General features: G+C 61.9%; 9 protein-coding genes and 1 pseudogene. 5 read left to right on the forward strand and 5 right to left on the reverse strand.

All coding sequences use genetic code 11. The features are described 5' to 3' along the window. A pseudogene (locus FY112_RS20530) lies at window positions 1–83 on the reverse strand (transcription elongation factor GreA); the annotation flags it as partial. 253 nt (window positions 84–336) lie between these two features. On the opposite strand from FY112_RS20530, the gene FY112_RS20535 reads away from it, so the two are divergent. Further along, the gene (locus FY112_RS20535; RefSeq protein ID WP_151519154.1) at window positions 337–1,569 is read left to right on the forward strand and encodes a putative DNA modification/repair radical SAM protein; all 1,233 of its coding nucleotides are present in this window, start codon (window positions 337–339) and stop codon (window positions 1,567–1,569) included. Beyond that, window positions 1,569–3,023, forward strand: a complete 1,455-nt coding sequence (locus tag FY112_RS20540) for a UdgX family uracil-DNA binding protein (protein WP_151519155.1) — start codon at window positions 1,569–1,571, stop codon at window positions 3,021–3,023. Before FY112_RS20535 ends, FY112_RS20540 begins: the two co-directional genes overlap by 1 nt. 88 nt (window positions 3,024–3,111) lie before the next feature. Here FY112_RS20540 and carB read toward each other — a convergent pair whose 3' ends face one another. After that, complete coding sequence (gene carB / locus FY112_RS20545) at window positions 3,112–6,600, reverse strand: carbamoyl-phosphate synthase large subunit (protein WP_151519156.1); 3,489 nt, start codon at window positions 6,598–6,600, stop codon at window positions 3,112–3,114. A gap of 269 nt (window positions 6,601–6,869) precedes the next feature. Continuing rightward, window positions 6,870–7,646, reverse strand: coding sequence for a LytTR family DNA-binding domain-containing protein (locus FY112_RS20550; protein ID WP_151519157.1), 777 nt, complete (start codon window positions 7,644–7,646; stop codon window positions 6,870–6,872). A gap of 47 nt (window positions 7,647–7,693) precedes the next feature. Between FY112_RS20550 and FY112_RS20555 the strand changes: the two genes are divergently transcribed. Beyond that, window positions 7,694–8,224 (forward strand): DUF2306 domain-containing protein, encoded by a 531-nt coding sequence (locus FY112_RS20555; protein ID WP_151519158.1) that lies wholly within the window; start codon window positions 7,694–7,696, stop codon window positions 8,222–8,224. A 76-nt stretch (window positions 8,225–8,300) separates the two neighbouring features. After that, complete coding sequence (locus FY112_RS20560) at window positions 8,301–9,221, forward strand: neutral zinc metallopeptidase (RefSeq protein ID WP_151519159.1); 921 nt, start codon at window positions 8,301–8,303, stop codon at window positions 9,219–9,221. Window positions 9,222–9,277: 56 nt separating this feature from the next. Here the strand turns inward: FY112_RS20560 and FY112_RS20565 are convergent, their stop codons facing one another. Together FY112_RS20565 and FY112_RS20570 are read right to left on the reverse strand one after the other, a co-directional pair. After that, window positions 9,278–10,273: an aldo/keto reductase gene (locus tag FY112_RS20565; RefSeq protein ID WP_151519160.1), complete on the reverse strand. Its 996-nt coding sequence runs from the start codon at window positions 10,271–10,273 to the stop codon at window positions 9,278–9,280. Between the two features lie 9 nt (window positions 10,274–10,282). Continuing rightward, window positions 10,283–10,576, reverse strand: coding sequence for a hypothetical protein (locus FY112_RS20570; protein ID WP_151519161.1), 294 nt, complete (start codon window positions 10,574–10,576; stop codon window positions 10,283–10,285). Between the two features lie 86 nt (window positions 10,577–10,662). Between FY112_RS20570 and FY112_RS20575 the strand changes: the two genes are divergently transcribed. Continuing rightward, on the forward strand, window positions 10,663–11,558 hold an 896-nt coding region (locus tag FY112_RS20575), incomplete at its 3' end, for an MFS transporter (protein ID WP_151519171.1).

An 11,558-nucleotide genomic window follows, 5' to 3' on the forward strand; every position in this document is an offset into this window, starting at 1 on the left:
GGGCGCTCCTCCTGCTGACGCCAGCGCAGCTCTTCCTGCAGCTTGACGAAACCGCCCGGTGTCATCGGTACCTTTTCAACCATTTTTCTGTCCTTCAATCCTCGTATCCGCACAATCAGCGGCGAACACAAAAGAAAACAGGTCCCGAAGGGGAGCTTCGGAACCGTGCCACAATCTTAGTCGGACGCTTATAGCAGATCGCCAAGGCCGATTTCCAGAAAATTCGCATAAAAGAAACGCGGCCCGCCCCGATATCGGGTGGTGCGGCTTTAAAATGGGCAGAAATCACATCGCCCTGATTGACTCTATCTATAAGAACATATAGTGAACATACTAATGAAGAAGTCGCTCACAGAACGCTTGGCCATCCTTTCCGATGCCGCGAAATATGACGCTTCCTGCGCTTCCAGCGGCACGGTGAAACGTGATTCCCGGGCAAGCGGCGGGCTCGGTTCGACCGAGGGATCCGGCATCTGTCATGCCTATGCCCCGGACGGGCGGTGCATTTCGCTTCTGAAAATACTGCTGACCAATTTCTGCATCTACGACTGTGCCTATTGCGTCAATCGCTCGTCGAGCAATGTCGAACGGGCGCGCTTTACACCGGAGGAGGTCATCTGGCTGACGCTGGAATTCTACCGCCGCAACTATATCGAAGGCCTGTTCCTTTCCTCCGGCATCATTCGGTCGTCCGATTACACGATGGAAGAGATGGTCCGCATCGTTCGCGAACTGCGTGTGAGCCACAATTTCCGCGGCTATATCCATCTGAAGTCTATCCCTGAGGCCTCACCGCGTCTGATCGAGGAAGCGGGGCTTCATGCAGACAGGCTGTCGCTGAATATCGAATTGCCGACGGATAACGGCATCACACGCTTTGCGCCGGAAAAGAAGCCTGCCAATATCAGGCGATCGATGGGGGATCTGAGGCTGAAGATCGAGGCCGCGGGCGAACCGACGCTGCGGACGAAGAAGCGTCACCGTTTTGTGCCGGCCGGTCAGAGCACGCAAATGATCGTCGGCGCCGATGGCGCGAACGACGCAACGATCCTTGCGACCAGCGGCCGGCTTTACAGCAGCTACGGCCTGAAGCGCGTCTATTATTCCGCCTTCAGCCCGATCCCGGACTCGTCGAAAAATCTGCCGCTAATCAAGCCGCCGTTGATGCGCGAGCACCGGCTCTATCAGGCCGACTGGCTCTATCGATTCTACGGTTTCGGCATCGACGAGATCACCGCGAACCAGGCGGGAGGCATGCTCGATCTCAGCCTCGATCCCAAACTTGCCTGGGCGCTCGCCAACCGGGCCGAATTTCCCGTCGATATCAACAAGGCCGAGCGCGAGCGGTTGCTGCGTGTGCCCGGTCTCGGCACCAAGACAGTCAAATCGATCGTTTCGGCGCGGCGTTTTCGCCGGTTGCGGCTCGACGATCTCCAGCGGCTCGGCGTTTCGATCAAGAAGGTTCAGTCCTTCATCTCGGCGGAAGGCTGGTCGCCGCGCCGATTGATCGACCGCCCCGACCTTCGCGCCATGTTCGAACCGCAACCCGAACAATTGTCGTTGCTGTGATGCGCCGGGTCGTGCTGGCAGGACGCGGGGAGCTTGCCGAATGGCGTGACGCCGCGCGCGCCTTCGCGGTCGCCGGCATCCTGCCGGAGGAGATCGAGTGGCGCGAAAAACGCGCTGAGCCGGGTTTTGCGTTTCAACACGACGCCATGCCGCCTGCGTCTGCCGCAGCACGCAAGCCGATGACAGTGCCGCCCACCTTCATCGAGCTGGCAGAGACAGTTCTCTGCCATTCCGACCCGGCGCGCTTTTCCCTGCTTTACCGTCTGCTCTGGCGGCTGCAACTCGACCGGCAATTGCTTGAAGTGACCTCCGACGAGGACGTCGCCCGTGCCAGGCTGATGGCGAAAAACGTTCGGCGCGACGCGCACAAGATGACGGCCTTCGTCCGCTTCAAGGAGGTTGGTGCGGTGTCGGCAGGCCGTCGAAAATTCCTCGCCTGGTTCGAGCCGGATCACCATATCGTCAGGCGCACAGCGCCCTTCTTCCAACGGCGATTCACCGACATGGACTGGCTGATTGCGACGCCCAAGGGGTCGGCCGCCTGGGACGGCGAGCGGCTGACGATGAGCGACGAACCGTGCGAAAAACCTAATCTCACCGATGCTACCGATGACCTTTGGCGCACCTACTACGCCAGCATTTTCAATCCGGCGCGGTTGAAGCTGAAGGCGATGCAGGCGGAGATGCCGAAAAAATACTGGAAGAACCTGCCGGAAGCCGATCTCATCCCTGGGCTGATCGCATCGGCGGAGAGCAAGGTGCGGGCCATGGCCGCACGGGAGGCGACCCAGTCGTTGCCTTTTCACGATCGCCTGCAGGAAGCCGCGCGCAGCATCCCAGCTGAACCCGAAGCGCCGGCGGGCACGCTGGAAGCACTGCGAGCGGAAGCTGCCGCCTGCACCCGCTGCCCGCTTCATGCAAAGGCCACGCAAACCGTTTTCGGTGAGGGACCGGGCGATGCAGAGGTGATGTTCGTCGGCGAGCAGCCAGGTGACCAAGAGGATATTGGAGGGCGCCCCTTCATCGGTCCCGCCGGCAGGCTGCTGGACCAGGTGATCACTGAAGCGGGCATCGACCGCTCAACGCTTTACGTCACCAATGCCGTGAAGCATTTCAAATATGAGTCGCGCGGCAAGCGTCGCATCCATCAGAAGCCCAATATGGGAGAGGTGAAGCATTGCCGCTGGTGGCTCGATCTGGAGATGGCGCTGGTCAAGCCGAAGCTGGTCGTCGCCATGGGGGCGACGGCGCTTGCAGCGCTGACCGATACGAAGCAGCGGCTGCAGGATGTCAGGGGCAAGGCGATCGCGATCGACGAAAGGCGCACGCTCTTCGTGACGGTGCATCCATCCTATCTGCTACGTATTCCCGACGAGCGGCTGAAAGCGGAAGAAATGGTGCGATTTCGAGAAGATATGCTGAAAGTCCAGCGGCTTATAGCAGCGGCTGGATAAATCGATTCCGATTTAAGGAATTATGCAGCAGGCGATGATTGAACGGCGGGCAGCGTCACCGCTCATCGAGCGGTAACGCTGCATTATTTCAGGCGAAGTAGCTCTGCAGCGGGCGCACTTCCAGATTGCCGGCTTTCAGCGCCTTGATCGCCTGGGCGGCGGCCTCTGCGCCTGCCATCGTCGTGTAGTAGGGCACCTTTTGCATCAGCGTCGCACGGCGCAGCGACTTGGAGTCGGAGATCGCCTTGTTGCCATCGGTGGTGTTGATGACGAGCTGGACCTGGCGGTTGCGGATCGCGTCCTCGATGTGTGGACGGCCTTCGAGCACCTTGTTGATCTTGGTGGCGGTGATGCCGTTTTCGCCGAGGAAGCGGGCAGTGCCGCCGGTCGCCAGCACTTTGAAACCCTGCTCGACGAGAATGCGGATCGCCGGCAGCACGCGCGGCTTGTCCGCGTCGCGGACGGAGACGAAGACCGTCCCGTCACGCGGCAGCTCGACGCCGGCACCGAGCTGCGACTTGGCAAAGGCCAGCGCAAAATCGGTATCGAGGCCGATGACCTCACCGGTCGATCGCATTTCCGGGCCGAGCAGCGTGTCGACGCCGGGGAAACGGGCGAAGGGGAAGACGGCTTCCTTGACGGCGATGTGCTTCAGCTTGCGAGGATCGGGCTTTTGCCCATAGGCGGCGAAGGTCGCGTCGAGTTTCTCGCCGGCCATGACGCGGGCGGCGATCTTGGCAATCGGCGCGCCGATGGTCTTGGCGACGAAGGGCACGGTGCGCGAGGCGCGCGGATTGACTTCGAGAACGTAGACGGTGCCGTCCTTGATGGCGAACTGGACGTTCATCAGGCCGCCGACATTGAGCGCCTTGGCCATGGCCTTGGCCTGGCGCTCGAGTTCATCGAGCAGTTCGACCGAAAGCGAGCGCGGCGGCAGCGAGCAGGCGCTGTCACCGGAATGGATGCCGGCTTCCTCGATATGCTCCATGATGCCGGCGACATAGACGTCGGTGCCGTCGGAGAGGCAGTCGACATCGACTTCGATGGCGTTGCTGAGATAGCTGTCGAAGAGCAGCGGGTTCTTGCCCAGCAAAGTGTTTATCTGGCCGGTCTTGTCGTTGGGATAACGCTGCTTGATATCCTCAGGCACCAGTTCCGGCACGGTATCGAGCAGGTAGCTCTGCAACTGGCCTTCCGAATGTAGGATCTGCATGGCGCGGCCGCCAAGCACGTAAGAGGGACGAACGACCAGCGGGAAGCCGATTTCGGTGGCGACCATGCGGGCCTGCTCGACCGAATAGGCGATGCCGTTGTTCGGCTGGTTGAGGTCGAGCTTCATCAACAGCTTCTGGAAGCGGTCGCGGTCCTCGGCAAGGTCGATCATGTCAGGCGCGGTGCCGAGGATCGGGATGCCGTTCTTTTCCAGCGCCTCGGCAAGCTTCAGCGGCGTCTGGCCGCCGAACTGGACGATGACGCCAACGACTTCACCCTTTTCCTGTTCTGCCCGCAGGATCTCGATCACGTCCTCGGCGGTCAGCGGCTCGAAATAGAGGCGGTCCGACGTGTCGTAGTCGGTCGAGACGGTTTCCGGGTTGCAGTTGATCATGATCGCTTCATAACCCGCGTCCTTCAGCGCGAAGGCGGCGTGGCAGCAGCAATAGTCGAACTCGATGCCTTGGCCGATGCGGTTCGGGCCGCCGCCGAGGATGACAACCTTCTTGCGGTCCGACACTTCAGCCTCGGAGCGGGCGGTGCCGACAAAAGGCGTCTCATAGGTCGAATACATATAGGCGGTTGGCGAGGCGAACTCAGCCGCACAGGTATCGATGCGCTTGAAGACAGGGCGGACGTTCAGGCTGTTGCGGAATTCGGCGACTTCCTTCGGGCGCTTGCCGGTTAGCGTCGCCAGGCGCGCGTCGGAAAAGCCCATGGCCTTCAACATGCGCAGGTTTGCGGCATCATCAGGCAGGCCGTGCTCGCGGATGCGGGCCTCCATCTCGACGATCGCCTTCAGCTCGGCGATGAACCAGGGGTCGATCTTGCAGCCCTCGTGGACTTCGGCTTCGCTCATGCCCTGCCGCAGCGCCTGGGCGACCATGCGCAGGCGATCGGGCGTCGGCGTGCCGATCGCGGCGCGGATGGCGTTTTGGCTGGATTCGCCTTCTTCAAAGCCGGGGATCTCGATCTCGTCGAGGCCGGTCAGGCCGGTTTCCAAGCCGCGCAGCGCCTTCTGCAGCGATTCCGCAAAGGTGCGGCCGATCGCCATGACTTCGCCGACCGATTTCATCGCGGTGGTCAGCACCGGCGAGGCGCCGGGGAATTTCTCGAAGGCGAAACGCGGGATCTTGGTGACGACATAGTCGATCGACGGTTCGAAAGAGGCGGGGGTGGCGCCGCCGGTGATGTCGTTATCCAGTTCGTCGAGGGTATAGCCGATGGCGAGCTTGGCGGCGATCTTGGCGATCGGGAAGCCGGTGGCCTTGGAGGCGAGCGCCGACGAGCGCGAGACGCGTGGGTTCATTTCGATGACGACGAGACGGCCGTCTTTCGGATTAACGGCGAACTGGACGTTCGAGCCGCCGGTCTCGACCCCGATCTCACGCAGCACCGCGATCGAGGCGTTGCGCATGATCTGGTATTCCTTGTCCGTCAGCGTCAGGGCCGGGGCGACGGTGATCGAATCGCCGGTATGGACGCCCATCGGATCGATGTTCTCGATCGAGCAGATGATGATGCAGTTGTCCGCCTTGTCGCGGACGACCTCCATTTCATATTCCTTCCAGCCGAGCACCGATTCCTCGACCAGCACTTCGGTGGTCGGCGAGGCATCGAGGCCGCCGCCGACGATCTCGAAAAATTCCGAGCGGTTGTAGGCGATGCCGCCGCCGGTGCCGCCGAGCGTGAAGGAGGGGCGGATAATCGCGGGCAGGCCGACATGGTCGATCGCCTGGGCGGCAATTGCCATGGCATGGCTCATGTAACGCTGCTTGCGATCGCTCTCACCGAGGTTCCACTGGTTTTCCAACTCGTCCAGCGCCTTGTCGAGGTCGGATCCGGAGAGGCTTTCACGCAGCTTGACGCGCTCGGCCTCGTGCGTCTTGCGGTCGAGGTCCTTGATGTCGGTGGCGTTCGCCAGCATCGAGCGCGGAGTTTCCAGCCCAATGCGGGCCATTGCTTCGCGGAACAGCGCGCGGTCCTCGGCCATGTCGATGGCGGCGGGCTTGGCGCCGATCATCTCGACATTGTAGCGGTCGAGCACGCCCATGCGCTTCAGCGAAAGCGCGGTGTTCAGCGCCGTCTGGCCGCCCATGGTCGGCAGTAGCGCATCCGGGCGCTCCTTGGCGATGATCTTGGCGACGACTTCGGGGGTGATCGGCTCGACATAGGTGGCGTCGGCAAGGCCCGGATCGGTCATGATCGTCGCCGGGTTGGAGTTGACGAGGATGACGCGGTAGCCTTCCTCCTTCAGCGCCTTGCAGGCCTGGGTACCGGAATAATCGAACTCGCAAGCCTGGCCGATGACGATCGGTCCCGCGCCGATGATGAGGATCGATTTGATGTCTTGGCGCTTCGGCATGAGTGCTTCCGTTTTCTGGCTGCGCAGAAAGCCGGCCAGGGTGGGAGATCACCGGGTCGGGTCGCGCATGCTGGGTCTTTTCAGGCTAGAAGCGGCTTATAGGCAAATGTATTTGCAAACGGAACCCCATAAATCGCGGAATCGACAGGAATCCAACAGGGCGCGAAGGGCTATTTCTCGTCAGACACGACCAGCGCTCGGATTTCGACGTCGCCCTGCTTCCGCAAGAGCGAAAGCGGGAGTCCCGTCAAGCGCTTGGCGCCTCTTCCTTACGTGAAGCGGCGGCGCACTTCCTCGGCATAGCTGGGGCTGACCGGGATTTCCGTGCCGTCGCCGGTGAGGATCAGCAGCCTGCCATTGTCGCGTTTCAGGCTTTCGACATGGGCGTCGGCCACCCAGTGCGAGCGATGGACGCGAAGGCCCGGCGTTGCGGCGGTTTCCCTCAGCGCATCGGCGAAACGCAAGAGCACCAGTTCGCGCCCGCGGCTGGTCACCACCTCGGTATAGTGGTCCTGGACGGAAAGGCGCAGCAGCGAGCCACGATTCTCAGGTTTCAGCCGGTCGAGGATCGAGGTTGCGGGGCTGGTTCCCTGAGGTGCTGCGGCTTCGGCGATTTTCTGGCTCATCGCCATATAGGTCAAAAGGCAGAAGAGGGCGCAGAGCGGCACCGCAAAAAGCGCGCGCTGCAGGCCGCTTTCCAGCGTGGTCGCTTCGCCGGTGAAGACATGGTCGACGAGGCCTATGGCAAAACCGATCGGCAGGGCGGCTATGAGCGAGCCCGCCATCATGCGGGCGAACATCGAAACGATCACTCCCTGCAGCAGTCTTTCGGCCGTGACTGCGCAGAGAATGGCGATCGTCCAGGCAACGGCATGCAGGGTCAGCCAGTAGGCGAGGCGTTCGCCGAAGGCCATGCTCTCCATCGTGCCGTAGGGGCCGGTGACGGCAAAGAGCAGGACGATCGCGGCAAAGGTTCCCCAGAAGCGCCGGGAGTGGAGAAAGACCTGCAATTCGCGAAGCGTGGATTGCAAGAAGAGGTGAATCACGAAGTTTTCCTGCCGTTCGCGCGGTTCGGATTGAGGCGGATGAAGTCTTGGCGGAAAGAAGGATCGAATTCAACCGGATGTCGCTGGTGACCCTCGAACCGCTCCTCGGCGCCCCGCTCGCCGTTCAGATCCATGTCACTGCTGTTACGCCGGCGGCACTTCTCGGCGCCTATACCCTGCTGCGCCCCAAGGGCACGCCGCTGCACCGGCTGCTCGGCAGGATCTGGATGGCGCTGATGGTTGTCACCGCGGTATCGAGCTTCTTCATTCATGAACTCGATCTCTTCTACGGGTTCAGCCCGATCCATCTTCTGTCGATTGCAACGTTGTTCGGCAGCTGGAATGCGATCGCGGCGGCTCGTCGCGGCGATATCCGTCTGCACAAGCGCATCGTCGCCGGCCTTTATTTCGGCGGCATCGTCCTTGCCGGCCTGTTCACTTTCCTGCCTGGCCGGATCATGCATGCGGTCGTCTTCACCGGTGCGGAATGGCCGGCTGCCCTTGCCGCGGCGGTGATCGGCTCGATCCTGATCGCAATCGTGCTGCGTCGCCGACGCGGGCGCCTGATTGCCCGATGAAGTCGCTGGAATTCCGGCCGCCGACGGATATATAACTCGTTGAGTGCAAGCACGGGCGTTGCCGGGGAGAGCGAAGATGGAATGGAGAGGCCGGCGTCAGTCCGACAATATCGAGGATCGCCGTGGCGGTCCGACCGGCGGCGGTTTCGGCCGCGGCGGTGGCTTCAACTTTCCTTCCGGCGGCGGCGTTCGCCGCGCCGGCGGGGGCTTGAGCATCGGCACGATCATCTTCCTCGTCGTCATCTATTTCATCTTCAAGATGATGGGCATCGATCTGCTGCAGGTGCTCGATACCGGCGGCACGACGAGCGGCCCGGGCTATGAGCAGAGCCAGTCCGGCGGAACACGCACGCCCGCCAACGACGAGATGACCGCATTCATGCGCACCGTTCTTGCCGAGACCGAGGATACCTGGCAGGGCATCTTCCAGGCGCAGGGCCAGAATTACGAAGAGCCGCGTCTCGTGCTGTTCTCGGGCGCGACGGCCTCGGCCTGCGGCTCCGCATCATCTGCAACAGGTCCGTTCTACTGCCCGAGCGACCGCAAGGTCTATCTCGATACCGAATTCTTCCAGGAGCTTTCCGACCGCTTCGGCGCTTCGGGTGATTTCGCGGAGGCCTACGTCGTTGCTCATGAGGTCGGCCATCACGTGCAGAACCTGCTCGGCATTCTGCCGAAGTTCAACCAGGCGCGCCAGCGCATGAGCGAGGCCGACGCCAACAAGATGTCGGTGCGCGTCGAGCTGCAGGCCGATTGTTTTGCGGGCATCTGGGGCAAATATACCCAGCAGAAGGGCCTGCTCGAGTCAGGCGATCTGGAGGAAGCGCTGAACGCAGCCCAGCAGATCGGTGACGATTCGCTGCAGAAGCGGTCACAGGGTTATGTCGTGCCGGAAAGCTTCAACCACGGTACCTCGGAGCAGCGGGTCAAATGGTTCAAGCGCGGCTTCGACAGCGGCCAGCTGTCGGCCTGCGATACGTTCTCGGGACCGGTTTGAGGAGAGATGAAGGGGCGCATGGCACAAAGCACATCGCAGCCCCTTCCACTCCTTGCTTACTTCTCGCTGTCCATATGCTGCAGCATATGCTCGGGGTAACGCCCACCCGCGGCCGCGTCTTTCGGCACGGCGCGTTCGATGACGGCGAAATCTTCAGGTGACAGGTCGACGGCGCGTGAGCCGAGCGCTTCCGTCAGTCGGTCGCGGCGGCGAGCGCCGATGATCGGGACGATATCCTTGCCCTTAGCGGCGACCCAGGCGATGGCGATCTGGGCGACCGAGACGCTCTTTGCCTGGGCGATCTCGCGCAGTTTCTCCACCAGAGCGAGGTTCTGCTCGATATTGCCTTCCTGGAAGCGCGGGCTGTAGGCGCGGAAATCGCCGGCCGTTCCACCCTGGCCCTTCTGCCAGTGGCCGCTGATCAGGCCGCGCGAGAGCACGCCGTAGGCGGTGATCGAGATGCCGAGTTCGCGTGTCGTCGGCAGGATTTTCTCCTCGATGCCGCGCGAGATCAGCGAATATTCGATCTGCAGGTCGACGATCGGGGCGACAGCGGCGGCGCGGCGGATCGTGTCGGCGCCGACTTCCGACAAGCCGATATGCCTGACATAACCTGCCTTGACCATGTCGGCGATGGCGCCGACCGTGTCCTCGATCGGCACGTTCGGATCGAGGCGGGCGGGACGGTAGATGTCGATATAGTCGACGCCGAGGCGCTGCAGCGTATAGCTGAGGAAGTTCTTCACCGCGACCGGCCGGGCATCGATGCCGCTCCAGCCGCCGACGGGATCGCGCAGGCCGCCGAACTTGACGCTGATGACGGCGTCTTCGCGCCTGCGGCCCTTCAATGCTTCGCCGATCAGCATTTCGTTATGGCCCATGCCGTAGAAATCGCCGGTGTCGAGCAGGTTGATGCCGGCATCGAGCGCGGCATGGATCGTCGCGATGCTTTCTGCGCGATCGGAGGGGCCGTACATGCCCGACATGCCCATGCAGCCGAGGCCGATGGCCGAGACATCGGGTCCGGTCTTTCCCAAACGATAGGTCTGCATTGTCTTCTCCTATTTCTGCTCCGCGCAGCATCCGCGCCGGGCGGCGTTGCCGGAGGCCGTTTTACCGCTTTCGTATTCGGGCGATAATCGGACGACGTCGAACAGGCTGTGCGGGGAAATGCACAATGCCCGGTCTTCTCTTGTGATCTGGATGCCGTCGCGGCGATTGCAAGGGAACGCATTGCCCGACGATCCGCTGGGCGGCTGGCGATTTTCTGAAACTGGAACTACGGCGCGCGCCCGCCGGTTGAGGCCTCTCATAAATTTCCCGTTGAACATTATCAAAAACTTTGAAATGTTCACGGATTGTTTCGGTTTCTTTTCTGAGCTATGTCACTTTCTCGGCGACGAGATCGTCTTTTCAGAACCAACCGCTGTAGAGATGCCTGATGCTCGACCCAAAATTCGTTCGCCGCGGCCTTTTCCTGGTCTTCATCATCCTTTTCCTCGATATTATCGGCATCGCCATCATCATGCCGGTGCTGCCCGCCTATCTGGAGCAACTGACCGGTGGCAGCGTAAGCGACGCGGCGATCGACGGCGGCTGGCTGATGCTGGTCTATGCCGGCATGCAATTCCTGTTCGCGCCGCTGCTCGGAAACCTCTCCGACCGTTTCGGCCGCCGGCCGATCCTGTTGCTTTCGGTGCTGACCTTCGCGATCGATAATTTCATCTGCGGCATCGCCAGCAGCTTCTGGATGCTGTTCGTCGGCCGCGTGCTTGCCGGCATCAGCGGCGGCAGCTTTGCAACCTGCTCGGCCTATATCGCCGATATCAGCACGGAGGAGAACCGGGCGAAGAATTTCGGGCTGATCGGCATCGCCTTCGGCGTCGGCTTCACCATCGGCCCCGTCGTCGGCGGTGTCCTCGGCGAATTCGGCCCGCGTGTGCCGTTCCTCGGCGCGGCTGCGTTGTCGCTTGTCAATTTCATCGCCGCCTGCTTCCTGCTGCCCGAAACGCTGGAGGCGAAGAACCGCCGCCGGTTCGAGTGGAAACGCGCCAATCCACTCGGCGCGTTGCGCCAGATGCGCCATTATCCCGGCATCGGCTGGGTCAGCCTCGTCATGTTCCTGTTCTTCCTGGCGCATGCCGTCTATCCCTCGGTCTGGGCGTTCGTCTCGACCTATCGCTATGGCTGGAGCGAGGGACAGATCGGTCTGTCGCTCGGCATTTACGGCATCGGTGCTGCGCTCGTCATGGGGCTGGTTCTGCCGCGGATCGTGCCGGTGCTCGGCGAATGGAAGACTGCGCTTCTCGGCCTCTGCTTTTCAGCTGCAGGACTGAC

Source organism: Rhizobium sp. PEPV16 (assembly GCF_008919455.1).
Lineage (GTDB): Bacteria > Pseudomonadota > Alphaproteobacteria > Rhizobiales > Rhizobiaceae > Rhizobium > Rhizobium leguminosarum_Q.

Excerpts from the sequence above, each read along its gene's own strand:
- FY112_RS20535 (WP_151519154.1), top strand. The coding sequence starts at position 337 with ATGAAGAAGTCGCTCACAGAACGCTTGGCCATCCTTTCCGATGCCGCG.
- FY112_RS20565 (WP_151519160.1), bottom strand. The coding sequence starts at position 10,273 with ATGCAGACCTATCGTTTGGGAAAGACCGGACCCGATGTCTCGGCCATC.
- FY112_RS20540 (WP_151519155.1), top strand. The coding sequence starts at position 1,569 with ATGCGCCGGGTCGTGCTGGCAGGACGCGGGGAGCTTGCCGAATGGCGT.
- carB (WP_151519156.1), bottom strand. The coding sequence starts at position 6,600 with ATGCCGAAGCGCCAAGACATCAAATCGATCCTCATCATCGGCGCGGGA.
- FY112_RS20560 (WP_151519159.1), top strand. The coding sequence starts at position 8,301 with ATGGAATGGAGAGGCCGGCGTCAGTCCGACAATATCGAGGATCGCCGT.